Below are 24,987 nucleotides of genomic sequence, written 5' to 3' on the forward strand. Positions count from 1 at the left end.
AAATCGGTATGCAACCAAAGATATTGCTCGTAGACGATCGCGAAGACAACCTGCTCTCCATCGAAACCATCTTGGCGCCCAGCGGCTACCAGTTTGTGAAGGCAAACTCGGGAAGGCAGGCGCTGAAGGTGCTGCTGAGTGAGTTTGACTTTGCCATGATCCTCATGGACGTGAAGATGCCCAACCTGAACGGCTTCGAAACGGCCGCCCTCATCTACGAGCGTGAAAAGCTGAAGCACATTCCTATCATTTTTATCACCGCCAACAACTATGGCGACGAGAACATGTTCAAGGGGTATCAGTCGGGGGCCATCGACTACATTTTCAAGCCCATCAATCCCGACGTGTTGCGCGCCAAGGTGGGGGTGCTCATCGAACTGTACCGGAAAAACCGGTTGTTGTTCGAACAGGAGCAGAAACTCATCACCATCAACCGTAACCTCGAGCGCGAGATCAATGAACGCAAGGTGTCAGAGGAAAAGGTAAGGCAACTTAACCACAAGTTGCTGGAGAACATCGCCAACCTGGAGTCGGCCAACAAGGACCTGGAGCGGTTTGCGTTCATGGCGTCTCACGACTTGCAAGAGCCCTTGCGCAAGATCAGGATGTTCAGCGACCGGTTGTTCAGCAAATACCGCGACGTGCTCCACGAGGACGCCAAGATGGTGACCCGCATTCAGCAGGCAGCCGAACGCATGCAGGCCCTCATCGTCGACATCCTGGCGTTTTCAAAGATCTCCATCGACAAGTCCGCATTTGTGAACAGCGATCTGAACGTGGTGCTGACCGACTTGCTGGCCGAAATGGAAGAAGAAGTGCACGAAACCCACGCCAGGATCTCCATTGAACCGCTGCCTCCGCTGGTGGTGAGTCCGACCCTGATGCGGCCCTTGTTCCAGAACCTGATCAGCAATGCCTTGAAGTATCGAAAGAAGGATACGGAAGCCACCATTCGCATTCGTTCCGAAGTGAGCGTGGGGGTGAACGACCGCGACAAGAACCTGGTGAATCGCTATTGCCGCATCTTTGTGGAGGACAACGGCATAGGCTTTGACCAAAAGTATGCCGAAGAGATCTTTGGGATGTTCAGGAGGCTACACAACAACGGCGACTATGCAGGCACGGGCGTGGGGCTGGCGCTTTGCAAAAAGATAGCAGAATTGCACAACGGTTATATCTCCGCGCGCAGCAAAGTGAACGAAGGATCCACGTTCATCATTTCCCTTCCCATCCGGCAGGAGGAGGTGGGATGATCACCAGCGTGTCGCCAATATTCTTTCCAGGGATTCGCAGAGGTCTGCAAATTTTGTGGGCTTGATCATATGATGGACCGCACCGGCTGCCGTGATCTCGGCAATATCGGCCTCCCCGAAGAAGGTGGAATACATGATGACGGGAATGCCGTCGAGGTGGGGCTGTTTTTTTATTTCTTGTAAAACCTGCTTGCCATTCAGACGGGGCATGTTCAGGTCGATGAATAAAAGATCGGGTTGGGCGGTGATGTCGTTGCTCAACAGGACAAGCGCTTCTTCGCCATTGTTTGCACAAAGGCAATGGACCGAAGTGTCTACTTCCTCAATAGCGTCCCTAAAAATTTCCTGGTCTTCCTTGTCGTCGTCGACCAGGAGGATAGTACGATAAAGACTCATGGAGCAAATGAGTTGAATCCGGAGAACAAGACAGTAAACAAGCCGAAAAAAGTTACAGGTCTAAAGATATACAAGAATCAAATTGCGCGCTGAAAAGGCCTTATAATTATTCTTTGGACGGCTTTTGGAAACCGGAACCGGGTTCGGGATGGACAATGCCATTCCACAGCCGGTGGATACTATCGTATATACCGGGAGTGTCCTGCGGGTAACCGTCAGGAGAAATTCGGCATTTCAATAACGAAGGTCGTGCCTTTCCGGATCTCAGAGTTGATCACCACGGTGCCTTTCAGCTTGTCGACCGCCTCCTGCACGATATACAACCCCAGTCCGGCGCCGTCGTTGTTGTGCGTGGCCCGGAAGAACATATCGAACACCTTTGAAAGATAGGCCGGATCAATACCGATGCCGTTGTCTTCGAATTCCATGTGGGCCTTGTCTTTGGTCACCGTGATGGCAATGCGCAAAAAGGGCTGCGCTTTCTGCTCGTCGTAATATTTGATGGCGTTGGAAATGATGTTGTTGAAGATCACCGAAAGACGGTATTTATCCGAAAACAACGCATAGTCTTCTTTTACGTCGATCTCCTTCACAATGCGCGACGAACCGGGCATGTACTGCATGCGTTCCAGGTTGTCGGTCACCAATTTGCGGATGTCTATTTTTTCGATGGTCAGGTCCTGGCGGGCATTGCGTGAATAGTCGAGGATCTCTTTGAGGGTGTCGTCCAGCTTGTTCATGCTGGTCTCCATCATGCCGAAATATTCGTTAAAAAAATTGCCGCGTTTTTCGTCCTCCATGCGGGCCAGGTTGATCAGCCCCAGCACCGAGCGCAACGGCGCGCGCAGGTTGTGCGACACGCTATAGACAAAACTATCCAGTTCCTTGTTGATCTTCATCAACTCCTCATATTGCCGGCGCATGGCATCGTTGGCGACCATTTTCGCCGCCTCTGCTTCACGTTGCCGGACGGCGTTTATGATGGCCGACGGTAGCCGGGTTAGGTTGGACTTCAATACATAGTCGTCGGCGCCTTGCTTTAAGGTGTTCACCGCAAATTCTTCCGACACGGCGCCCGTCACCAGGATGAATGGGATTTTCAACCCTGATTCCAGGTAGATGGCTAAGGCTTCTTGCGAATTGAATTGCGGCAGGGAATGGTCGGAGAGGATAACGTCTATCGGTTCAGTTTGCAGCGCGGTTATGAATTGTTCCCGGTTGTCGACGCGTTTGGTCGAAAAATCAAGATGGGCATCAGTCAAAATGTATTCAATCAACTCCAGGTCATCTTCCATGTCTTCAAGGACAAGGATTCTTAAATTCTTTTTCATAAGAAAGTTGTAGGCGGTAAACCATTAACAATATCTGTTCCTAATTTATAACCCCCTTTTTGCCATTGGAAATTGTGGAATCCCTGGGATGGATGAGTAAGTCTTTCCACAGAGTGCGTAAAAAAGAGCTAAAGCGTGGCCTAACGCCCCTGTTTTTTTTGGCTTGCCGAATCAAAAACGAGCCTGTGCGCCGCGTCGCAAAGCCATTCTTTTGGACGGTGATTTCCAGGTAGAGGTGGTTTTCTTTTTTCGTGGAAAAGAATTAATAAACTGTATCCATTCGGGTGTATTTTCGTGTACTAAAGTGCAATATGGATGATCTACTCGCAGCGCGTTTACAAATGGCCTTGTCGCTGGGGTTTCATATTATCTACGCCTGCATCGGCATGGTCATGCCCTTCTTCATGGCGGTAGCGCATTTCAAATGGATCACTACCGGTAACGATATTTACAAAAACATCACGAAAGCCTGGAGCAAAGGCGTCGCGATTTTTTTTGCCACCGGCGCGGTGTCGGGCACCATGCTTTCGTTTGAATTGGGATTGCTGTGGCCTGGATTCATGGAGCACGCCGGGCCCATTTTCGGCATGCCCTTCTCGCTGGAAGGCGTGGCCTTCTTCATTGAAGCCATTTTCCTGGGATTTTTTCTCTATGGCTGGGGCCGGTTCAACACGTGGTTCCATTGGTTCACGGGCGTGATCGTGGGCGTGAGCGGGCTGGCCTCCGGCATTCTCGTGGTATCGGCAAATGCCTGGATGAATAGTCCTGCCGGTTTTGATTATGTCGATGGTCAATACCTGAACATCGATCCCATCAAGGCCATGTTCAACGACGCGTGGTTCACTCAAGCGCTGCACATGACGCTGGCCGCCATAGCCGCTACCGGATTTGCTGTGGCCGGTGTACACGCCCTCATGATGTTGCGCCAGCGCAACATCGCTTTCCATCTGCACGCCTTCAAGATTGCGGCAACGTTTGGCGGCGTCGCGGCATTGCTTCAGCCCCTCAGTGGTGACCTTTCTGCCAAGGATGTGGCCACCCGGCAGCCCGCCAAGCTGGCGGCCATGGAGGCGCACTACCACACCCAACGATCGGCACCGCTCGTTATCGGAGGCATCCCAAATTCCAAAACCAAAACAGTTGATTTCGCGATCGAGCTCCCCGGCATGCTCAGCTTCATGACCTATGGCAGCTTCGATGCCGAAGTGGCCGGTCTTGACAAGATCCCCGAAAGCGACCAACCGCCCGTGCCGGTGGTGCACTATGCATTCCAGATCATGGTGGGCATCGGCATGTTCCTGGTGCTGCTCGCGCTCACGGTGCTCATCGCGTTCCGCAAGCGCGCGTGGTTTCAGGAAAAATGGTTTCTCACGCTCTTTGCCCTGGCCACCCCGTTGGGTTTTGTGGCCGTTGAAGCCGGATGGACCGTAACCGAAGTGGGCCGTCAACCCTGGATACTTCAGGGCATCCTGCGCACCAAAGACGCCGTCACCCCCATGCCCGGCATTGCGTGGACGTTCTACCTGTTCACGGCCGTTTACATCTCGCTCAGTTTCGTCATCGTTTTCCTGTTGAAGCGCCAGATCCAGATGGTGCCGCGCCTGTATGATGTCCAACCTTCAACAAAGGCGGCATGAACTACGTCGTGATAACCTTTCTTTGGCTCTCGATACTCCTTTACTTTGTATTGGGTGGCGCTGATTTTGGAGCAGGCATCATCGAGTTGTTCACCTCGTCGCACCAGGTTAGCCGCACGCGGCGCACGCTCTATCACGCCATCGGGCCGATATGGGAGGCCAACCACATGTGGCTGATCATCGCCGTCGTGATCTTGTTTGTGGGTTTTCCGGTGATCTACACCCAACTATCCATCTACCTGCACATCCCAATGTTGATCATGCTGCTGGGCATCACGGCACGCGGAACGGCATTCGTGTTCCGCCACTACGATGCCGTGCGCGACGAGATGCAGGAACTGTACAACCGCGTTTTTGTGTGGTCGAGTTTTGTCACGCCGCTCTTCCTGGGCATCATTGCCGGAAGCACCGTGTCGGGCCAGATCCAGCCCGACGCCAAGGATTTTCTGACGGCCTATGTCTATGGCTGGTTCAATTGGTTTTCCGTCGCCGTAGGCTTCTTCACGGTGGCGCTATGCGGATTCCTGGCCGCCGTATACCTCATCGGCGAAGCCGAAGACGAACGCGACCGCAGGGAATTCATCCGCAAAGCGCGAAACGCCAACCTCATTGCCATCGCCTGCGGCGTGCTGGTGTTTGTGGCCGCAGAGATCGACAACGTGCCGCTCATGAAATGGGTGTTCAAGGATGCGGTAGGGTTGCTCGCCGTATCGGCCGCCACGGTATCGCTGATCGCACTTTGGGCCCTGATCAGAAGAAAAAGAAGACTCCTGCTCAGGCTGTTGGTATCGTTCCAGGTGACGATGATCCTGCTGGCCATCAGCTACGCCCATTTTCCAAATATTATCATCATGGCCAACGGCGAAAGCCTCTCCCTTTATGAATACGAGGCCCCGGCGAAAACGCTGGCAGCGTTGGGTTGGGCATTGCTGGTGGGGAGCTTGTTTATTTTGCCGGCGTTGTTTTACCTGTATTATAGTTTCCAGATAAAAAAGATGCGGCATTTTGAGGAGTAGGGGATGGGTGCACTGAGGCATGTGGTGATGAAAAATGCAATTTCACGCGGGGGCTATGCTTATTTGTTGCAATCACAAGCTTGTGCTTAGTTCTGAATCGGTTTACCGCGATTGTAAACGGATTTCAGGACTAGACTAGCTATGAGCCCGGAGGGCTCTTCTATCATAGCCCCCAGTGAAACTGGGGGTCGGCGAAATTGGGCATTTCAACCCTGAAAGGGTTACCTAGGCGTGACGCACAATTGGTGAAAGGAACACTAGAGGCGGCGAACGTCGAACACATCCCCCAGAAGAGGAAACCCCTCCGGGGTTGATCATTCGATTCACCGTAACCCCGGGTTTCACCCGGGGCTATAGTAGGGATGCCCTACGGGCATTTATTGCAGAAGAAATGTAATCACTCAAGGTTTTTGCAGAAACGGAACTTATCCTGGATACATTTTTAGTTTCTGTAAAAGACAAATATCGCCTCGTACATATGATGCAACGGCAAATCCCTCCAAGGTTCCTTTTGCGTTGTGCTTTGTCGATGACGACTTGAGCATGTGGTCGTTTTCTCAAGAGATCGTTCTAAAAAGGGCAGGCCACCTCTGGGGCGACCTTCTTTTTTCAGGGCGTATATAGGTATGGAGTTAACAATGGGTCTGGCATTTTTTTCTAACGATTGACTTTGTCATCGCCAGGTCCTCCTGCATATTCACTATCCATCCAAACTCAACAATGAACCCTTAAGGATTCATCGCCAGCAAAGCTTCTGCGGGAGCGTTGCGGCTTAGGTCATAAATATAGGCCGTTTGGCCGACGTGGACCTCGTACGTATTGCTTTCTATCGCGTGTATTAAGTCCGTTGCGACGGCTGCCGGCGGAATTCCGCGTTCGCCGCCGATTTCCTGGGAGAAGTCGGTGTTCACGAGAGGGGGCATCAGTTCAAAGACTTTCACGGGGGAGTTTTTGGCCAAGGCGATGCGCAGCGATTGGGTGTAGGAGTGGAGTGCTGCTTTGCTGGCGCCGTAAGTGGCTGTGCGATGATTTGGGGTGAGCGCTACAATGGACGATACGTTTACAATGGCGGCTTCATTTTGTTCTTTCAACAAAGGCAATACGGCTTCGTTGAAACGAATAATCGACAGATAATTGGTCAGCATTTCTTCGCTGGCTTTTTCAAAGGTGCCTTGTCCTTCGGCAAGGTCAGCCAGGTAAGCACGTCCTGCGTTGTTGATGACGATGTTGAGGGAGGGGAATTCGGCGTAGAGTTTTTTTACCAGTTGCTCTACGTCTTTGCCATTCGATACATCGGACACGATGCCTTGGGCGCCGGGGATTTGTGTAAGGGCTTTCTTTAATCGCGCTTCGTCTCTGCCGGTAACGATCACCTGGTTGCCTTTCGCGGCGAATTGTTTTGCAATCTCCAGGCCGATACCCGCGGTGCCGCCGGTGATGAGGATGGTGTTTTTTGTTGTTTTCATGGGATGGTGCGTTGTTGGTTTCTTGTTTGATTTTCGTTTCCGCGAAAGCGGATCTTATAAAAAAATACCAATCGGTATATTTCGTACTACACCGCCTCACCGAATTTAGTTTACGCCCGGTCCGATTTATTTTCAAACCCGGGATTTATTTTAGCCGGAGAAGATTGCCGGGAGCCGTTTAACCTCCCGGTCGCCCTGTTATGCTAATGTTAAGTCCATCGTGGCGTTTTCGGGGAACTTGTGTTACTTTCGGACCTGTTAAACCCGACCAATGATATGAGACACCATTACCGGATTTCTTTGTCGCTGTTGTTTGCAGCGGCGCTTTTTTCATGTAGTAAGCCCCACAAAGAAGCACCCGTCGAGGACCCCCAGAACCCCCTCCTGAAGGCATGGGAGGGACCCTATGGCGGCCTGCCGCCGTTCGACAAGGTGGAACACAAACATTTTATACCGGCCTTTGAAGCGGCCACCGCCGACAACCTCGCCGACATCGACAAGATCACGTCCCAAACCGCAGCCCCGGATTTTGACAACACCATCCTGGCGCTGGAACAGTCGGGCAAGGCGTTCAACCGGCTGCAGACATTTCTCAATATCTGGGCGAACAACATGAACGACAGCTCCTTCCAAAAGATTGAAAGCGAGCTCACCCCCAGGCTGGCGGCGTTCAACGACCAGATCATCCAGAACGGGAAACTCTTTGCCCGCATCAAAACCGTCTATGAATCGGAAGCCCTCAAGAGCCTGACGCCCGAGCAGCAACGGCTCACCTGGCTGTATTACACCAACTTTGTCCATTCGGGCGCCCAACTCGACTCCACGGCGAAGAAGCGCCTGTCCGACATCAACCAGAAGCTCGCCGCCCTTTTTACAAAATTCAGCCAGCACGTGTTGGCCGACGAGAACGATCAGTATGTCACGATCAGCAAAAAAGAAGACCTGGCGGGTCTGCCCCAAAGCCTGATCGACGGTGCGGCCGCCACGGCTGCGGAAAAGAAGCAAGAAAACGTCTGGCTGATCTCCAACACCCGCTCGTCGGTGGACCCGTTCCTTACGTTCTCCACCAATCGCGAGCTGCGTGAAAAAGTATGGCGCATGTTTATCAATCGTGGCGACAACGGCAACGCCAACGACAACAACGCCATCATCACCGACATCCTGCAATTGCGCGCCGAACGCGCCAAACTCCTGGGCTTTAAAACCCATGCCCACCTGATGCTGGACAACAAAATGGCAAAGACACCGGAACGCGCCATGGCCCTCATGGAAGAAGTGTGGAAGCCTGCCGTCGCCCGTGTAAAGGTGGAAGTGGCCGACATGCAGGCGATTGCCCAAAAGGAGGGAGCCAACATCAAGATCGCCCCGTGGGACTATCGCTTCTATGCCGAGAAAGTGAGAAAGCAACGCTATGACCTCGACCAAAATGAAGTGAAGCCCTACATGCAGCTCGACAAAATGCGGGAAGGCATGTTCTGGGCCGCAGGCGAAGTCTTCGGTTTCACGTTCACCCCGCTCGACAGCATCCCCGTCTATCATCCCGACGTCAAAGTATGGGAGGTAAAAGACAAGACCAGCGGCCAGACCGTTGGTGTCTGGTATTTCGACCCCTATGCACGACCCGGCAAACGCTCGGGCGCCTGGATGAACACCTACCGCAACCAACACAAACTCGATGGCGGCATGCTGCCCATGGTATCCAACAACAGCAACTTCATAAAAGGCAAACCGGGAGAGCCCGTTCTTATTTCGCTGGACGACGCCAACACGTTGTTCCATGAATTTGGTCACGCCCTCCACGGACTTTCTTCCAACGTCACGTATCCATCGCTGCAGTCACCCAACGTGGCCAGCGACTACGTGGAGTTCCCCTCGCAGTTGAACGAGCGCTGGTTCCTCACCCCGGAGGTGCTGAATACTTTTGCGCTGCACTATCAAACCGGCAAACCCATACCCAAGGAGTTGGTAGACAAGATCCGGAAAACCAAAAGCTTCAACTCCGGGTTCACCACGGTCGAGTACCTGGCCAGCGCCCTCATTGACATGAAGCTCCACCTGGAAGGCGACAAGAAAATTGACCCCGACCAATACGAACGCGAGACGTTGACGGCCCTGGGCATGCCCGCCGAGATCGTCATGCGCCACCGCACCCCTCAATTCCTCCACATCTTCGCCGACGACGGCTACTCCGCAGGTTACTACAGCTACCTCTGGTCAGACGTCATCTCCGCCGACGCCTTCACCGCCTTCACCGAAGCCGGCGGCCCCTACGACAAAACCGTAAGCGCGCGCTACAAGCAACACGTCCTCTCCGTGGGCAACACCATCGACCCCGCCGAAGGCTACAAACAATTCCGCGGCCGCGACCCCAAGATCAACGCCCTCATGGAAGTGAGAGGCTTCGCCAAACCAAAATAACCCTTCCAAAAAACAAGAAACGCCAGGCACAGCCTGGCGTTCCTGTTTCCCTTGCATTTTTCACCCCCACGACCAAGGTCACCCACATCAAACTTTCCCCCCAAAAAAACCGACACCCCCCCACCAATGCCCCTCCTGCCCTCAGGAGGGACCGATTCCGACTCCGTCGGAATCAGGGAGGTCAAACGCCCCCCTAATCTCCCCCAAAACCCCACCCAAATCCTCAAACACCCTCTTATTCTCAAACCTCAACACTTTAATATTCAACCCATTTAAATACTTCGTCCGCACATCATCGCGCTTCCTGCCTTCTTCCGTAAAATGGTATTCTCCATCTAACTCTACCGCTACCCGCTCCGTAGCGCAATAGAAATCCAGGATGTAGTTTCCCACGCTGTGTTGTCGTCGGAATTTCCAGCCGAGCTTTTTTGCTTTTAAGTGGTGCCAGAGGGTGGCTTCGGCAGAGGTGGAATTTTTCCGGTTTTGTTTGCGGAATTTTTCGAGGTATTTGCGGTTGTGGATATCGGGCATGGGGTGAAGGACCTCCCTCGTTGATGACACGTCGTGTCATCAACGGGTCCCTCCTGAGGGCAGGAGGGGGTGGGTGTGGGTTTTGGTTTGAGGGGAAGTTAGGGAAAGTTTTTTGGGTGGAAAAAATATTTTGTCTAGGGGTGGCGTTGTGATTGGGTGAGTGTTGTTAATTGGTGGTGCGTTGTTGTGGGGGAATATTGGGCGTGAGGGGGTGCGTGGCTTCGTGGGAGCCGGTTGATTTGGGGATTGTGGGCTTGGGGTGGACTAGCGCTCGCGGAATTCGAAGGGGATGTCTACTTGTTCGGAGAATTCGGCGCCGGCTTCTTGCACTTCTTCGTCGTCGGCGTAGGAGTGCCAGATGACGCGGATGGCGGGGATGGGTTTGAGGGCGGTGAGGAGATCGAGGAGGAGTTTGGAGGAGGCGGTGTTGAAGTAGTCGAGTTTGATGTGGAAGGCTGTGGCGGGGTTGGGGGATTGGGCGTAGCGTTTGATCCAGTCCATGATGGGATTGAAAAAAGATACGGCGTCTTCCGGGAGACAGCGGCCGGAGATCTCGAAGATGTTTTTGTCTTTGTTCAGGATCACTTGTGGTGTGTCGTCGCTGCTTTCCATCGTGAGGATTTCCATATTGCTCCAGTTAATGCCGGCCTTTTATTTTCTTACTACTTCAATTCTTGTTAACGAGGTGGTCTTTTATGGATGATGAAAGAAAATTTTGCGGTGCAAATCTATTTCGGTCCGGAATGTGGCGCAACGGTGTGGCCACTCTAAATAACCGGTGGTCAAATTTCTTTCTACGGTAACAAAGGTATTTAGAATGCCGGGTTTGGGGAAGGGATGTAATGAATGCGCTGGATTTATTTTTAAAATGAAGAGAAACAGACCCGGAATGTGGCGTCGTGTTTCTATTTGGCACGTTCTTTCGAATGCGATGTTGCGTTGCGACGCGTCTGGCGGATGTTTGTTCCGGGTGAGTTTTTGCATTTTTCGGTGGCGATTGAAGAAGTGATTTAGTAGCTTTCCTTTAACCACCTGTTTGAATGTGCTTTAAACGTTTAGCGCTTCGCTGTAATGCTTGATGCCGGGTTTCTATGCTGGGTTTTGTGGGGTGGTAAATGCTTTTCTAACAACCCTAAAACTACAACCATGAAGAAGTACATCGCCGTTTTGTTGTGGAGCGCACTGCTCGCTCCGGTGGCCGAGGCCCAGAAAACATCGTGGCCGGTGTTAAAACATTATGAAAAAGAGGCGACCGACCGCATCGCCATGCCGGTGGGCGGCATCGGGACGGGGAACATTTCCATTGGGGGCAATGGCCAGTGGAAGGATGTGGAAATGATGAACAAGCCCGGCATCGGTTTTTATGGCTCAACCACCCCTAAGCAAGCGCCGCTCTTCATGGTATACACCGAAGATCCCGACGGCAAAAAAGCGTCGCGGGCCTTGGTAGGGCCGATCCCGCCCTACGAATATGCCGGTTCAGAAGGCAGCACGGCCCCGAATCACGGATTTCCCCGGTTCGCGACGGCCTCGTTTGACGCGGCCTATCCGTTCGCGGTGGTGAACCTGGAGGATCCTGAAATGCCTGTCTCGGCCAAAGTCAGAGTGTTCAACCCTTTTATCCCGGCCGATGCCGACGCCAGCGGCATACCGGTGGCCGTTATTCGCTATGCGCTGACCAACAAGTCCAGCAAGCCCCTCATCGTGGCGGTTGCGGGTTCGCTCGACAATTTTATCGGCATGGATGGCTTTAAGGTGGGGTTCAATTCCTTTAACCGGGCCATCATTCCGCAAGGCGCAAAGGATAACCGGAACACCTTCCGGAAAACGGACCACCTCACGGGCATCTACATGACCTCCGACAGCGTGGACAAGGACGCCAGCACCTGGGGCACGATCGCGCTCACCACGTCGGAAATGGACAAGGACTATCGCGTAAGCTATCGCACGGCGTTCAACCCCAAGGGATGGAACGCAAACATGAACGACATGTGGATGGACTTTGCCGACGATGGCATTTTCAAAGACATCACATTCGACGAGCCGGAAGACAGCCCACGCGCTGGGCTGGCCGTGAAACTATCGCTGGCGCCAAACGAAACGAAAGAGGTACAGTTCCTGCTCACGTGGCATTTCCCAAACCGAAAAGATTGGGACGACAAACAAACAGTGGGCAACTATTACACCACCCGCTACACCGACGCCTGGGACGTAGCCGAGAAAACGCTCACGGCCTTGCCGGAACTGGAACGAAAGACCCTGGAGTTTGTCACCCTGTTCCTGCAAAGCGACTACCCCGACGTGGTAAAAGAAGCCGCGCTCTTCAACACGAGCACGCTCCGTTCGCAGACGGCCTTTCGTACACGCGACGGAAATTTCTTTGGGTGGGAGGGCGCGTTTGCGTCCACCGGATCGTGTTATGGGAATTGTACGCACGTGTGGAACTATGAACACGCCACGCCCTTCTTGTTTGGTGAGCTCGCCAAAAAAATGCGCGAAGTAGAATACACCTATGGCTTGTGGGACGATACCGGGCTCATGAGTTTCCGGGTATCACTACCGTTAGAAAAGAACAAGAGCTGGAAAGCCGCCGCTGCGGATGGACAAATGGGAACGGTCATGAAAGTGTACCGCGAATGGCAGCTTTCGGGTGATGATGCGTTTTTGAAGAAAGTCTATCCCGGTGTGAAGAAAGCCCTGGCGTTTGCGTGGATCAAAGGTGGGTGGGACGCCGACAAAGACGGTGTGATGGAAGGCTGCCAACACAACACGATGGACATCGAATACTATGGCCCAAACCCCGAGATCGAATTCTGGTATCTTGGCGCACTCAAGGCTGCGGCGGCGATGGCCAATTACATGAAGGACAAAGAATTTGAAGCCACCTGCAAACAGCTTTTTGTTCGCGGCAGTCAGTGGACCGATGCGCACCTGTTCAACGGCGAATTCTACATCCACCAGATCCAGCCGGTGGCCAGCAAGGAGGCCATTGCGCCGGGCCTGCTCATCGGCATGGGCTCGAAGGATTTGAAGGATCCCGATTTTCAGATTGGTGAAGGCTGCCTGGTAGATCAATTGGTGGGGCAGAACATGGCCCACATTTGTGACCTCGGCTATCTGGTGAACCCCGAGCATGTGAAGAAAACACTGCAAAGTATCCGCCGCTATAATTATGTGAAAACGTTTGGCGATCATTTCAACAACATGCGCTCCTACGCCCTGGGCAACGAGGCGGGTCTCATGTTAACGGCCTATCCCGACCCTTCCAAGCGTCCAGCCATTCCGTTGTCGTATTGGTCGGAAGCATGGACTGGGCTGGAGTACACGGCGGCTACGGGCATGCTCTACGAAGGCATGCGGGAAGAGGCCCTGAGCACCATCACCGATGTGCGTGACCGTTTCAATGGCGTTAAACGAAATCCTTTCAATGAAGAGGAATGTGGCAACCACTATGCGAGGGCGATGGCCAGTTGGTCGGCCGTTGTGGCATTGAGCGGATTTCACTATTCCGCCCCGGCGGCAAAATTTACGATCACATCAACGCCGGGAAACTATTTCTGGTCAAACGGCTATAGCTGGGGCATGGCGCACGTCACGAATGAAGGGGCCACCGCAAAAGTTGCCATCGAGGTGCATCACGGCACGCTCAAATTGAAAACCATAGCCACGAAAGGCGCGGAAACGGGTTTGAAGAAGATGGTGGTCCTTGGGGAAGGGGGATCGCAGACGTTTAGTGTTGGGCAGAAATAATTTGGGAGACGGAATTGGGGGTGGGAGTGGTGTTGGGGGTCATTTTGTTATCGTGGAAACTGGAATGTGATGAGCATCCTTGGCTTGGGCGCGGTGGGATGTTCGTTTCTTTTGTGGGGCGAATTCAAAAAACTTGTTGGTGGGACACCAACAAGTGGGCGGTGGGGGGACTTCATGATGGGAGCATCATTTAGAGTGAGGAGTCCAAATTTGTGGTGATGAGCATCGGCATAGCGAGTTCCTTGTTCTCTTCTATCGACCTTTCAGATCAAGTTGTGACGCGTTCACCGTGCTATGACGCGCAGCATCAGGGCGGCGGGCTACAAATGCTGCTCCGCATCAATAAGTTTCCCCATACCCACTTGTTGGTGTCTCACCAACAAGTTTTTTTGACCCATCGCACAAACAAACCAGCCCCCTCAATGCGCCATCACCCCATGACGATTAGCCCTATCTCTGCAAATACAGTATCGCCAAAAAAGCCAAAAAATTATTCGTCACATGTAGCGCCACCCCGGCTGTCAGACTTTGCGTTTTCCTTGCGAAATGTCCTGCCACCATGCCGAAGGCAAAATAGAAGGGGATGAGTACCAGCTTTTGGTGGAGCAGGGCAAAGGTCAGCGACTGGGCGATGTTGGCCCAGAGGAAGGGTATGTTGCGTTGGCAGGCGGAAAGGAAGATGCCGCGGAACAGGACTTCTTCATAGAAGGGCACCAGCAACACGACGAACATGAAACCCAGCACGGGATTATAGAACTGGTTTATCGAGACAATGTTGTCCACCACGGAGGAAGCCATCACGGTCGATACTTCTTCTGCGAGGTTGATGTGGAAGGCGCCCAGGAGGGCTTGATAGAACGCGAGACCTATGCGCAGCAGAAAGGCCAGCGCAATGCCCAATCCAAATTGGCGACGGATGAGGCCAGCGTTGTAGCGCAGATGCGAAAAGAACATCCGGATGTCTTCCGGGTCGATGAGTGCGACAGTGTACACGAAGGAGGTGGTGCTGAAAAACAGCATCATGTCGGCGGAAGCCTTGTTGATCGGGTTGGTTTGACTGGCCGCGATCTCTTCGCTGAAGTTGGAGAGGAAGCCCGGGTAATCGAAGAGGAGGATAGACAGCAGGTCGCACACCAGCAACATGGAGCACGCCACCCAGAAATGTCTCAGACCCCAGTGGAATGATGTTTCGGGTATGAGTTTGCCACGTGCCCTGCGGATGGCGCCGATGTAGTGGATCGGCAGAACCCATAGGTAGGGGACGATGAACGCCAGTGCGATCGTGCAGATCAGTAAGATCACACGACCTGCGTCGGCCCATGACCATCCTGCGCCCGGCGACCGGACGAAAAGTTCAAGGCGGTAAACGCCAAGCGGATCGTTCATGAACTTTTCGTCGGTGAAGCGCTTGTAGGAGAATGCGGCGGAGTCGGCCGTGCCGTGGGCGAGGTCGTACTCCAGTAGTTTCTGTGCGCGTTGCGTGGTTTTCCACTGGTTTTGTTTGTAATCCTTCAGCAGGTAGGCGCGGGCCTCTTCGTGCAGGCCGTTGTCGATCATGGCTTGGGCGAGGGCGGCGAGGTCCTGGTGGGTAGCCGTATCGCGCGCAGCAAGATTGAAGGCTTCGATGGCGCGGGCGGGCGCGCCGAGTTCGAGGAGCATGCGGCCTTTTTGATTTAACACCCATCCTACATCCGTCGAATCAAGATGGCTGGCCAATACGGCGATGGCGCTGTCGATTTGCTTGATGCCCTTGTAGGCTCGCGCCTGCAACAAGGAGAGGTCGAGTGTATCGTTGCTGGCGACAGCACGGGTGGCATAGCGCAAGGCCTCGCGATGTGCGTCGGTATTGGCATATTGCTCGGCGAGTTGGTTGTATACTTTCCAGCCGTTTGTCTTCCACAACACCGGGTCATACTCGACCGCAAGGGTCAGCTTTTTGAGATAGGCGATCGCTGTGTCGCCGTACAGAAATTCGGAGGCATACAGGAGCACGTCCGGGTCTTTCGGGAAAACGTTCAGCAGTTCGCGGGCACATTCTTCGGCGGCTTCTTCGTTGGGGTTGTACTCTTCGTAGTCGTCATAGTAGGCCGTTTGAATAAACCGGCAACGCTCCAGCCGGGCATTTGGGTCTTTGGGGTTGCGCCAGATAAAATCTTTGTATTGGTCCAGGATGCTTTGGTACAACGAGTCTTTGGCGTTGCCCAGGCGGTCCAGGTGCTGGGTGTGGTCGATGGTGAAAGGAGACGATTGTGCCACGGCATGGCGGCACGCAACGGCGGTGAGGACAAAGAAAAGTAGATGTTTCAAAGACATCGGGGTTAGGCTTGGGGCGAAGTTTAGCATCCGGAAAACGGGTCTAAATAACTAAAAATTCAAGGGCCAAATTCTTTCTTTCGGCGGATAATCTAACATGGCGGAAGGTATGGTTTGGGGGTGGATGGAGTATAAATGCAGATGACACGGGAACATGAATCGCGGAAAGCGGGTATTCTTCCGGAAAAGCATGCATCCTCAATTTGAAAATCAATACTTTTGAAAGACTAAAAAGACATCCCCATGAGCAAGATCATCCTCTGCATGCACACCTCTCTCGATGGCTTTGTGGCCGGCCCCAAAGGCGAAATGGACTGGATCAGCCACAACGCCGACATGTTCGACTTTGTAGGCAAGCTTACCGACCACGCCAACACAGCACTCTACGGTCGCGTGACCTATCAAATGATGGACAGCTACTGGCCTGCGGCCGGCGATCAGCCCAACGCTTCAAAGCACGACATCGAACATTCACAATGGTATAACCGGGTGACAAAGGTGGTGCTGTCGCGTTCCATGAAAAACGAAAAACGTGAGCGCACAAAATTTGTCAGCGACCGTGTGCAGGAGGAAATCACGAACCTAAAGCAAAACGCCAACGGCAACATTCTCATCTTCGGCAGCCCGAGTGCATCGCATACCCTCATGGCATTCGATCTTATCGACGATTATTGGTTGTTTGTGAACCCGGTTTTGCTGGGTGTGGGCATCCCGTTGTTCGCTAAAATAAAAGACCGGATGCCGCTTCATTTTGTGGAGACGAAGACCTTTGCCGAAGTGGTGTGTTTGCATTACGAGCGGAAACGGGCGTAGCGATTTTTTTATGATCAGACCGAGACCGGACGAATGAACCGGAAATACGGACGGAAGAGAATGAAACGCGAGAAGAAAAGCTGAAAATTGCCTCAAGGTTTTTCAATGGCCGCCAGATCCTCCTTGGCCAACAGGTAGTCCCTATTCATGCCATGTTTTTGGAAGTACGCGACGAGTTGTTGTTGTCTTGATACAGCAACAAAGCCGGTGTTCCACTGGAATTTTCTAAAGCAGACCGAGCAAAGCCGATTGGGTCTCGAATCGGATTCCCAAAGTCCATTCGAGCCATTCATGACGCATACCGCATGCGTGCAGTGCTGACACGAAAGCATATGACCGATCTCATGAGAAGAAGTTTTAATGAGCCGCTCCAGGCAGCGCCTATACGACAATGAATCGATCGGTCTTTCCAGGTAACGGTAAAAAGATGATACGCCTACGCGCTTTGTTAACCGTGCCTGACCAAAGACGAAATTAAAATTACTACCGGGATAAAGATCTTTCGCCGTGATGGCCATGACCAACCCATTCCGGGGACGCGTTTTTTCCAGGTGATCTAAAATGGGGCCTGTCAACAATTGTTCAGACCTTCTCGCGCTGTCCGGAACGACTGTATCGTCTATTGCAGGGAGCAGGACAACGTTCAAGCCATAGAATATTTGGAGATAATCTTTCGTGTGAAGACACAGCCCTGTTTGCTCGGGCGTAAAGACTCCCACAGGTTGCAGGTAAATTTCATATGGCTCTGACGACGCCCTGACCGGTTTTGATGCCACGTATTGCTCGAAAGTTTGGCCGGGTTCTGGATGTACCGCCAGCCAATCCTCGGGAGCGGGCTTGCCGAGCGCGACGTCTAGCCTGGCCAACGGTTTGTATGAATCGTCGGCTGGAGCGCCCTGTATTTTTCGTTCGGGGCGATCACAACCTGCCAGGACGATGACGGCGAATGACCACGCGATGAATTTTATCATTGGCATCACTAATGTTCGAAAGATAACGTATCCTTAATGAATCCGGAAGGTGTTATTTATTACGGTAACGTTCATCTGCGCCTCAAATATTTTCAAAATGCGCCATAATCATACACGTCAACCGTCTCATTATTGATTTTGATTATTTTGCGTCGCAATCACGTTAATGTAAACAAAATCGTCTTATCACGCTATGGCTACTATCACTAAGAATTTGTTGTATGTTCTCGCATGTTCCATTCTCCTGTTCTCCTGCAAAAACGACGAATCTGACACACCTGCACCCTCGCTGGTGATCTCATCGTTTACACCGGGTGAGGGACAACCTTACGGTGCCAACGTTACAATAACGGGTGTATCGTTTAGTGCCACGGCATCGGAAAATGAAGTCCGGTTTAACGGAGCAATCGCTAACGTAGGCACCGCCTCGACCACGCAGCTTACCGTGCAGGTACCCCCGGGCGCCACTACCGGAAAAATTTCGGTCAAGGTGGGCGATCAGACGGCCTATTCACAAACCGACTTTTTGGTTCCCACCATCACCAGCCTTGAACCCGCCAGCGCGGCGGCGGGCGCTACCGTTGTGATCAACGGATCGGCATTGGTGACGGGACCTGGCAATGAAGTAACGTTCATGGGTATCAAAGCCGAAATATTGGAGGCATCGTCTACGCAAATAAAGGTGATTGTCCCGATCAATGCACCTTCGGGTAACATCACCGTGAACACTGGTAATTCAACTGTGGCGACAACCGGTTTTACCATCAAGCCCTGGGTGCATGTATCGACGTATGTTGACGGCACGACCGGCACCACCGATCAAAAATTTACCAACCTGTATGGACTTAGCATTGTTTCCTCCGACGGGCTAATAGCGACTGATAGATCGAATGCCGTAGTGCGGAGATTTTACCCCGGCGGAACACGCGAGATCGTAGCAGGAAGTACACCCGGCTACCATGATGGCGATGCCCTGACGGCGCAGTTCTATGGCTTGGGAGGCGTGGCATCCAGCCTTTTCGGTGACCTCTATATCGCTTCGGGTACTTCGGTGCGAACGATGGTCCAAAGCACCGTTTTCACGCTCGCCGGAAACGGATCGACAGGCTACGTCGATGCCAAGGGCACCGATGCTCGCTTTACACAAGCTACCGCTATCGCTTTGCACCCCAGCCTTGATTTGGTGGTGTCTGATGAAGACAAGATCAGGATGGTCACTCTTGAGGGAGTAGTGACCACCCTTGCTGGCAGTTCGCAGGGATTTGAAAACGGTACGGGTACCGCCGCGAAATTCAACGGTGTATCCGGCTTAGCATTCGACAAAACGGGTAATGTGTATGTGGCCGATTATGGCAACAACGTCATTCGGAAAATAACCCAGGACGGCGTGACAACGACTTTTGCCGGCACGGGTACGGCGGGCACACAAGACGGGCCCTTGGCCACCGCGCTCTTCGACCACCCCGTTGGCATTGCCATAAACCGCGACGGTTATATGTATGTGATCGAGTGGCCTAGCTCCGGCAGTAAGAGTCTGCGAATGATTACGCCCGAGGGCCGTGTCATTACGCTGACGGGTCGGCTTATCGACAGCGACAATCCTACACAGATCTATGGCGCGTTGTTCTCAACGCCCACCAGTATTACCGTAGATCTGAACAACAATATTTTTGTGGCCGATGGCCCGAAAATCATGAAAGTGGTGTTTCAATAGATAGACATTTCAATTGGATAGAAAGCTCCGGATATTTTCCGGGGCTTTTTTTATCCGGATTTTATTGGATCGACTATTTTTTCGTGAGGTCAGACCGAAAAAATTTGTAATTCTATTCATGGGGTGGCGACATACTGGCTATGTTGCAGATCAGGAATTTCAGGAAAGCCTATGGCAGGTTTACCGTGCTGAGCATTGATGAACTTGCGATCAAGCCCGGCGTATTTTGGGTCAGAGGGGCCAACGGTACGGGTAAGAGCACGCTGTTGAAAGCGGCGGCGGGAATATTGGATTTTGATGGAGAGATTTCGTTGGGAGGGAAGATCAGCTTAAAAAAAGATCCGGTCGAGTATCGGCGGCGTGTGAACTTTGCAGAGGCCGAGCCCGTGTTCCCCGACTTTCTGACCGGTAAAGAAATGCTGCACCTCTTTGCTTCGGCCAAGCGCGCACCGGCCCGGCAGCAGGACTATCTCGTGGACAGCATGCACATGAACGCCTATGTGAACGAACCGCTCTCAACCTATTCCAGCGGCATGCTAAAAAAACTTTCCCTTGCCCTGGCCTTCCTGGGCAAGCCCGATGTGATCCTGCTGGACGAGCCCCTCATCACGATGGACACCGTGTCTTTGCAGGTGCTGTATCGCTGGATCGAAGAAAAGCACCGCGACGAGAGCGTGAGCTTTTTCCTCTCATCCCATCAACCGCTCGAGACCCAAGTGACGGACACCCTGACCGTGGAAAACCAAACCGTTACAGCAAACGCCTGATGGTCTCGCCGCTTACCCTTGTGCTGACAAAGATATTTGTCAAAGGCTTCTACCGCGTGCATGCCGGGTTGTTGTTGTTTTTCTTTGTGACGTTGCTCACGTACGGATTCTTTATAAACGTGCTCAACGAAACGCACCTCATCCCATCAGACCGTATTCTCTACAACCTGATCCTGGTACTGACCCTCCTAAGTTCACCCATCATGGTGATCGTAGTTTTCGTTGCCTGGTTCTTCTATACGTTGAAAAGCTGGGACTATGTGCTGGGCCAGATGGCGACGCCAGCGAACGAGTTTCTGTACTACAGCAGCACCGCGATAACCCGGCGCGGGCAGGCGGGGAGTTGGTTTGTCGTGCAATTGCTGATCTCGGTGCCGATGATTACGTATGCGCTGTTTTCGATCGTGGTGGGAGCGGTGTATCACTATTACGTGGTCCCTGTGCTGATCGTTCTTTACATCGTGGTGCTTTCGGGCGTCAGTGCTGGCGTGTATGTGTACGTCATCAACCGAAGGATCAAATCGAACAAGGGGTCGTGGCTGAGCGGGTTGGTGCGGGGATGGAATAAGCCATTCTTTAGTTTGTTTCTGTATGCTGTGATGGACAAATTGAAAGTGGCGTTTGTCGTCACCAAGTTGGTGTCCGCGCTGGCCATCATTGGCGGTTTTCACATTCTCAGCGATGTTCGCGAAGACACGCGCGCTGCCGGGATGGTGACCTTGGGTTTTGTGATGGCGCACGCGTTGCTGCTCTATCAATCCTATCGCTTCGAACATACGGCCTTGCGCTTTTCGCTCAATTTTCCCTACCGTAAGATCTACGTATACGCCAGTTGGGGATTAACGTATGTCTTGCTCACCTTACCCGAGATCTTGTGGCTTTTCACGCGCTTCGAAGCGGGGCTGGCGTCGGGACTCCTGATCTTCAATGTGAGTGCCGGCCTCCTGTTGCGCAGCATGCTCTATCGCACCGCCCTCGACATCAAAAAATTTATCTACGCGGTTTTCTACTTCTTCATTCTCTCCTTTGCCGCCATTGTCCTGAAACTACTCTGGCCGTTAGTGATCGTCACCCTGACGACCTCGTGGATCGTCTTTCAAAAACACTACTACAAACAAATCCCCTAAACACTCTTGTCCCGACACATTTCTTCACGGAAGGCCAGGATATGGCTAGTCTCACTACGCCCCAAACACCTTCATAAAATCATCCTCATAACTCACCCCAATCGGAATTTCCTTTCCCCCCTTTAACAAAATGATCTTATTCCGCACCGATTCAATCTTCGACAGCGGCACAATAAAAGAACGGTGCACCCTGACAAACTCCTTCGCCGGCAGTTTCGAAGCAATGGCCTTCATGGTCATCCGGCTTAGGATGGTCTTCCCGTTATCCAAAATGATCTTCAGATAATCTGCAAATCCTTCCACATAACCCATCTCGGCCAGGGCGATCTTTACCAGGTTGTATTCCGAGCGCACAAAAATATGTTTCTCCACCGAAGGCTGCTGATGCAGATAATTGAAATAGTCGCGCGCCTTGGTCACCGCGGTCGTGAAGCGCTCCAGGGAATACGGTTTGAGCAGGTAATCGACGGCGCTCAGTTCGAAGCCTTCCACCGCATATTGCGCATGCGCCGTGGTGAAGATCACCATCGTTTGTTGCGGCAGGCCCTTATAGAATTCGATGCCCGAAACGGCGGGCATGTTGATGTCGAGAAACAAAAGATCGACGGGATAACGCTCGAGGTATTTGCGCGCTTCCGCGGTTTGGGTGAATGCTTTTTCGAGTTTTAGAAAATCCACCTGTTCGCAGAAACTTTCCAGGATCTCCAACGCGAGGGGTTCATCGTCAATGGCAATGGCGGATATCATGTGAGACGGAGGGTTAATTTGATGCGGTAGTGAAGGGGGTCTTCGTGGACGGCCAGCGTGTAGTTCCGGCCATACAACGACTCCAGGCGGGCGCGGGTATTCTCGATGCCCACGCCGCTTTTGGCGTGTTGCTCGTGGTCGATCTTTAGTTTTTGATTTTCTACGTTCAGTTCCACAAAGCTCTCGTTCACGTCGATGTGAATGTTTATAAACGAATCCTGATCGGGATTCACGCCGTGCTTGAATGCATTTTCAATGAAAGGCATCAGCACGAGCGGCGCGATCTCCTGGTCGCGGATCACGCCTGTGACACGATACGACAGGTTCATGTTCTTCGTCAGGCGCAATTTCTGCAAGTCAATATAGTCATTCGTGTAATTGATTTCCCGCTCCAGCGGCACAAACTCGTGGCGCGTTTCCGTGACCACATAGCGCATCATGCCCGACAGCTTCAGGATGGTCGATGCCGTGGTGGGCGATTTCTCGCGGATGGCGAGTGCATAGATGTTGTTCAGCGTGTTAAAAAGAAAATGCGGGTTGATCTGGTTCCGCAACGTGGACATCTCCGCCTTGAATTTCAGGACCTCGGTGTCGAACAGCTTCATCCTCACCCGGAGGAGGATCGAGAACAGGATCACGGCGATGTATAAGAAGATGTTGTGTTTCACTTGTGTGAGAAAGGAAGCATCGCTGCGCATGGGGGGCAAGGCTGCCGGTACGGCGGAAATGGCATGGGAATCTATCGGGGGGCGCATGCCCCGTTGCATTTGTGTTGGTGGATCCCACGGCACGTAGCCGGTCATGAGCGAGGGCAGCAGCGTGATGGTGAGAAATCCCAGCAAAATGAGCATCCCATACCAAAATGTTTTTCCGCGAAAGTAGACCTGGGGGATCAGCAGGTAGAAGTTCAGATAAAAGATGACCAGCATGAGACAGTCGGCCAGGAAATCGCGCATCGTGGCCGGCGATAGCAGGGGCATGCCGGGAGGACGCGGCGAGAGGAAGACGGGGATGACGAGAAACGCCAGACAACCCAGGACGTGCCAAAAGATAGTGATGTACTTTTTTGTCATAGAACCTTGCATCGCTTTGATAACGGAATGATCGCGCTGTAAAATTATCACTCCCGCATCCGTTTTCGCGTGGAGTTCTTCGTCACATCCGCAGCATTCGTCGCAAAGTTGACCGGGGCTGCACTCGGCGCGGGTTATGTCGCGTTACTTTGCCATATCAATCACCACAAATTAACAAATAACACGCTATGCAAAGGAAGGAATTTATTAAGCGCCTGGGTTTTGGTAGTCTCATGGTGCCGCTGGTAGCGGCCTGCGGAAAGGATGACGACCCCACACCGGCCACCGATACCACGACAGGAACGACCACGACCACCACCACTGGCGGCACCACGTCAACCGGAACCTGCACGGTGTCTCCATCCGAAACCGCCGGCCCGTTCCCCACCAAGACACCGGCCGACCTGGTGATGGTCGATATCCGTTCCGACCGCACGGGCATCGAGATGGTGGTGAACATCACCATCCAGAATAGCAACAACAGCTGCGCCGCCCTGGCCGACGCCATCGTGGACATCTGGCATTGTGACCGGGACGGTTACTATTCTGAATACGGTGGATCGGGTATGCAGAGTGTAAATTTCCAATCGGTTCACTTTCTCCGCGGCCGGCAGTCAACCAATAGCGACGGCGTGGTGGCGTTCAAGACCATTTTCCCCGGCTGGTACAGCGGGCGTGCGCCACACATTCACGCGCACATCTACGATTCCACCGGCAAATCGCTGCTGGTAACTCAAATCGCTTTCCCCACCGACGTCTGCAATACCGTCTACACCACGGCCACCAACTTCTATACGAAAGGCACCCAAGACACTTCCAACGCGAGCGACAACGTATTCAGCGATTCGCTTGCCAACGAGCTGGCCACGGTAACCGGAAGCGTCGCCGATGGCTTTACACTGACCCACACGATTGTTGTTAGCGCATAAAAAAACAAAAAAGAGATGGAGCTGGAGGCTATGATTTATTTGGCGGAGAAGAGGGGGTGCACTCAAACGCAAGTGCACCGCAGCTTCCATTCTTTTAATTTCGGAACGTATCAGTTGGCACACCGCGAGCCGTTCGGTGCGCTGCGCGTGTTCAATGACGAAGCCCTGATGCCGGGTGCAAGCATCACCTATTCGCTAACCGATGACTATCTTTTACTTTTGTTGCCCATCGCAGGCGGTATCAACTTCGAGATGGGAGCGGGCCATCAATTTGTCGAGGCGGGCGAAACGGCATGGATAAACGGGCGCAGAGGTTCGGTGCTCACCATTACCAATCCGTATGAGACGGGATCGGTTGATTTTATCTGCGCATGGATCACCCTGCCCGAATGGAATGACCAGCCGCCAGTGACGCTGCCGTTTGATCTCACCACGATCAACACCCTGCACACCCTGTTTGCCTCACCCCAAATCAAGGCCCACATCGGCAAATTCTCCGGCCGCACGGACCACACATTCAAAACCAGTGAAGGCAGCACGCGTTTCTTCACCTTCGTCCTGGAAGGAGCCTTCGAATTCAAAGAACGTCTCCTCCTGCAACGCGACGGCCTTGCCCTGAACGCCGTCACCGAAGCCGACTTCGAATCCCTGTCCGACGGCGCGATCGTCCTGATCCTGGAAGTGTAGTCAGCACCCGTATCCTTGAATTTTTTCATCCCTTCGCCATCGAGGAGC

General features: G+C 52.8%; 20 protein-coding genes. 11 read left to right on the top strand and 9 right to left on the bottom strand.

Annotation, left to right across the window (positions count from 1 at the left end; translation table 11 throughout):
• The first annotated feature begins 8 nt into the window (after nt 1–8).
• Nucleotides 9–1,253: an ATP-binding protein gene (locus BUB30_RS00730; RefSeq protein ID WP_073129899.1), complete on the top strand. Its 1,245-nt coding sequence runs from the start codon at nt 9–11 to the stop codon at nt 1,251–1,253.
• Here BUB30_RS00730 and BUB30_RS00735 read toward each other — a convergent pair whose 3' ends face one another.
• Both BUB30_RS00735 and BUB30_RS00740 read right to left on the bottom strand, forming a co-directional pair.
• Nucleotides 1,254–1,649 carry a response regulator gene (locus tag BUB30_RS00735; protein ID WP_073129901.1) on the bottom strand — a complete coding sequence of 132 codons (396 nt, stop codon included), beginning with the start codon at nt 1,647–1,649 and terminating at the stop codon, nt 1,254–1,256. It abuts the gene before it with no gap.
• A gap of 215 nt (nt 1,650–1,864) precedes the next feature.
• On the bottom strand, nt 1,865–2,980 hold the full coding sequence (locus tag BUB30_RS00740; RefSeq protein ID WP_073129903.1) for a sensor histidine kinase: 1,116 nt from the start codon (nt 2,978–2,980) through the stop codon (nt 1,865–1,867).
• A 311-nt stretch (nt 2,981–3,291) separates the two neighbouring features.
• Here BUB30_RS00740 and BUB30_RS00745 point away from each other — a divergent pair, with 311 nt between their 5' ends.
• Nucleotides 3,292–4,617, top strand: a complete 1,326-nt coding sequence (locus BUB30_RS00745) for a cytochrome ubiquinol oxidase subunit I (protein ID WP_073129905.1) — start codon at nt 3,292–3,294, stop codon at nt 4,615–4,617.
• Nucleotides 4,614–5,633: a cytochrome d ubiquinol oxidase subunit II gene (locus BUB30_RS00750; protein ID WP_073129907.1), complete on the top strand. Its 1,020-nt coding sequence runs from the start codon at nt 4,614–4,616 to the stop codon at nt 5,631–5,633. Before BUB30_RS00745 ends, BUB30_RS00750 begins: the two co-directional genes overlap by 4 nt.
• Nucleotides 5,634–6,361: 728 nt before the next feature.
• On the opposite strand, the gene BUB30_RS00755 is transcribed toward BUB30_RS00750, so the two are convergent.
• Nucleotides 6,362–7,099, bottom strand: a complete 738-nt coding sequence (locus BUB30_RS00755) for an SDR family oxidoreductase (protein ID WP_073129908.1) — start codon at nt 7,097–7,099, stop codon at nt 6,362–6,364.
• A gap of 276 nt (nt 7,100–7,375) precedes the next feature.
• On the opposite strand from BUB30_RS00755, the gene BUB30_RS00760 reads away from it, so the two are divergent.
• A complete protein-coding gene (locus BUB30_RS00760; RefSeq protein WP_084137815.1) occupies nt 7,376–9,517 on the top strand; it encodes a M3 family metallopeptidase in 2,142 nt (713 codons plus the stop codon).
• 141 nt (nt 9,518–9,658) lie between these two features.
• Here the strand turns inward: BUB30_RS00760 and BUB30_RS00765 are convergent, their stop codons facing one another.
• Together BUB30_RS00765 and BUB30_RS00770 are read right to left on the bottom strand one after the other, a co-directional pair.
• Complete coding sequence (locus BUB30_RS00765; RefSeq protein WP_073129910.1) at nt 9,659–10,048, bottom strand: endonuclease domain-containing protein; 390 nt, start codon at nt 10,046–10,048, stop codon at nt 9,659–9,661.
• Nucleotides 10,049–10,312: 264 nt separating this feature from the next.
• The gene (locus tag BUB30_RS00770; RefSeq protein ID WP_073129912.1) at nt 10,313–10,675 is read right to left on the bottom strand and encodes a DUF1987 domain-containing protein; all 363 of its coding nucleotides are present in this window, start codon (nt 10,673–10,675) and stop codon (nt 10,313–10,315) included.
• Between the two features lie 519 nt (nt 10,676–11,194).
• Here BUB30_RS00770 and BUB30_RS00775 point away from each other — a divergent pair.
• On the top strand, nt 11,195–13,798 hold the full coding sequence (locus BUB30_RS00775; protein WP_073129915.1) for a GH116 family glycosyl-hydrolase: 2,604 nt from the start codon (nt 11,195–11,197) through the stop codon (nt 13,796–13,798).
• 450 nt (nt 13,799–14,248) lie between these two features.
• Here BUB30_RS00775 and BUB30_RS00780 read toward each other — a convergent pair whose 3' ends face one another.
• Nucleotides 14,249–16,105 (bottom strand): type II CAAX endopeptidase family protein, encoded by a 1,857-nt coding sequence (locus tag BUB30_RS00780; protein ID WP_178376984.1) that lies wholly within the window; start codon nt 16,103–16,105, stop codon nt 14,249–14,251.
• A gap of 249 nt (nt 16,106–16,354) precedes the next feature.
• On the opposite strand from BUB30_RS00780, the gene BUB30_RS00785 reads away from it, so the two are divergent.
• Entirely contained in the window at nt 16,355–16,924 is a 570-nt protein-coding gene (locus tag BUB30_RS00785) for a dihydrofolate reductase family protein (RefSeq protein WP_073129919.1), read from the top strand.
• A 92-nt stretch (nt 16,925–17,016) separates the two neighbouring features.
• Here the strand turns inward: BUB30_RS00785 and BUB30_RS00790 are convergent, their stop codons facing one another.
• Nucleotides 17,017–17,895 (bottom strand): archaemetzincin, encoded by an 879-nt coding sequence (locus BUB30_RS00790; protein WP_073129921.1) that lies wholly within the window; start codon nt 17,893–17,895, stop codon nt 17,017–17,019.
• A 193-nt stretch (nt 17,896–18,088) separates the two neighbouring features.
• Between BUB30_RS00790 and BUB30_RS00795 the strand changes: the two genes are divergently transcribed.
• The 3 genes from BUB30_RS00795 to BUB30_RS00805 all read left to right on the top strand — a co-directional run bounded on the left by BUB30_RS00795 (nt 18,089) and on the right by BUB30_RS00805 (nt 21,503).
• Nucleotides 18,089–19,609 carry an IPT/TIG domain-containing protein gene (locus BUB30_RS00795; protein WP_084137818.1) on the top strand — a complete coding sequence of 507 codons (1,521 nt, stop codon included), beginning with the start codon at nt 18,089–18,091 and terminating at the stop codon, nt 19,607–19,609.
• A gap of 140 nt (nt 19,610–19,749) precedes the next feature.
• Entirely contained in the window at nt 19,750–20,376 is a 627-nt protein-coding gene (locus BUB30_RS00800) for an ABC transporter ATP-binding protein (protein WP_073129927.1), read from the top strand.
• Nucleotides 20,377–20,396: 20 nt separating this feature from the next.
• Nucleotides 20,397–21,503: a hypothetical protein gene (locus BUB30_RS00805; protein ID WP_143164715.1), complete on the top strand. Its 1,107-nt coding sequence runs from the start codon at nt 20,397–20,399 to the stop codon at nt 21,501–21,503.
• A gap of 54 nt (nt 21,504–21,557) precedes the next feature.
• Here the strand turns inward: BUB30_RS00805 and BUB30_RS00810 are convergent, their stop codons facing one another.
• Together BUB30_RS00810 and BUB30_RS00815 are read right to left on the bottom strand one after the other, a co-directional pair.
• The gene (locus tag BUB30_RS00810) at nt 21,558–22,250 is read right to left on the bottom strand and encodes a LytR/AlgR family response regulator transcription factor (RefSeq protein ID WP_073129933.1); all 693 of its coding nucleotides are present in this window, start codon (nt 22,248–22,250) and stop codon (nt 21,558–21,560) included.
• Nucleotides 22,247–23,323, bottom strand: coding sequence for a sensor histidine kinase (locus BUB30_RS00815; RefSeq protein WP_178376985.1), 1,077 nt, complete (start codon nt 23,321–23,323; stop codon nt 22,247–22,249). Before BUB30_RS00815 ends, BUB30_RS00810 begins: the two co-directional genes overlap by 4 nt.
• Before the next feature lie 188 nt (nt 23,324–23,511).
• Between BUB30_RS00815 and BUB30_RS00820 the strand changes: the two genes are divergently transcribed.
• Nucleotides 23,512–24,252, top strand: a complete 741-nt coding sequence (locus BUB30_RS00820; RefSeq protein ID WP_073129939.1) for a dioxygenase family protein — start codon at nt 23,512–23,514, stop codon at nt 24,250–24,252.
• A 15-nt stretch (nt 24,253–24,267) separates the two neighbouring features.
• Complete coding sequence (locus tag BUB30_RS00825; RefSeq protein ID WP_073129942.1) at nt 24,268–24,939, top strand: cupin domain-containing protein; 672 nt, start codon at nt 24,268–24,270, stop codon at nt 24,937–24,939.
• Nucleotides 24,940–24,987: the final 48 nt, after the last annotated feature.

This window comes from Chryseolinea serpens, assembly GCF_900129725.1.
Taxonomy (GTDB): domain Bacteria; phylum Bacteroidota; class Bacteroidia; order Cytophagales; family Cyclobacteriaceae; genus Chryseolinea; species Chryseolinea serpens.

Coding starts and splice junctions, on each gene's coding strand:
- BUB30_RS00735 (WP_073129901.1), bottom strand. CDS start 1,649: ATGAGTCTTTATCGTACTATCCTCCTGGTCGACGACGACAAGGAAGAC.
- BUB30_RS00825 (WP_073129942.1), top strand. CDS start 24,268: ATGGAGCTGGAGGCTATGATTTATTTGGCGGAGAAGAGGGGGTGCACT.
- BUB30_RS00810 (WP_073129933.1), bottom strand. CDS start 22,250: ATGATATCCGCCATTGCCATTGACGATGAACCCCTCGCGTTGGAGATC.
- BUB30_RS00730 (WP_073129899.1), top strand. CDS start 9: ATGCAACCAAAGATATTGCTCGTAGACGATCGCGAAGACAACCTGCTC.
- BUB30_RS00820 (WP_073129939.1), top strand. CDS start 23,512: ATGCAAAGGAAGGAATTTATTAAGCGCCTGGGTTTTGGTAGTCTCATG.
- BUB30_RS00795 (WP_084137818.1), top strand. CDS start 18,089: ATGGCTACTATCACTAAGAATTTGTTGTATGTTCTCGCATGTTCCATT.
- BUB30_RS00775 (WP_073129915.1), top strand. CDS start 11,195: ATGAAGAAGTACATCGCCGTTTTGTTGTGGAGCGCACTGCTCGCTCCG.
- BUB30_RS00755 (WP_073129908.1), bottom strand. CDS start 7,099: ATGAAAACAACAAAAAACACCATCCTCATCACCGGCGGCACCGCGGGT.
- BUB30_RS00770 (WP_073129912.1), bottom strand. CDS start 10,675: ATGGAAATCCTCACGATGGAAAGCAGCGACGACACACCACAAGTGATC.
- BUB30_RS00785 (WP_073129919.1), top strand. CDS start 16,355: ATGAGCAAGATCATCCTCTGCATGCACACCTCTCTCGATGGCTTTGTG.
- BUB30_RS00765 (WP_073129910.1), bottom strand. CDS start 10,048: ATGCCCGATATCCACAACCGCAAATACCTCGAAAAATTCCGCAAACAA.
- BUB30_RS00760 (WP_084137815.1), top strand. CDS start 7,376: ATGAGACACCATTACCGGATTTCTTTGTCGCTGTTGTTTGCAGCGGCG.
- BUB30_RS00740 (WP_073129903.1), bottom strand. CDS start 2,980: ATGAAAAAGAATTTAAGAATCCTTGTCCTTGAAGACATGGAAGATGAC.
- BUB30_RS00750 (WP_073129907.1), top strand. CDS start 4,614: ATGAACTACGTCGTGATAACCTTTCTTTGGCTCTCGATACTCCTTTAC.
- BUB30_RS00815 (WP_178376985.1), bottom strand. CDS start 23,323: ATGACAAAAAAGTACATCACTATCTTTTGGCACGTCCTGGGTTGTCTG.
- BUB30_RS00790 (WP_073129921.1), bottom strand. CDS start 17,895: ATGATAAAATTCATCGCGTGGTCATTCGCCGTCATCGTCCTGGCAGGT.
- BUB30_RS00800 (WP_073129927.1), top strand. CDS start 19,750: ATGTTGCAGATCAGGAATTTCAGGAAAGCCTATGGCAGGTTTACCGTG.
- BUB30_RS00745 (WP_073129905.1), top strand. CDS start 3,292: ATGGATGATCTACTCGCAGCGCGTTTACAAATGGCCTTGTCGCTGGGG.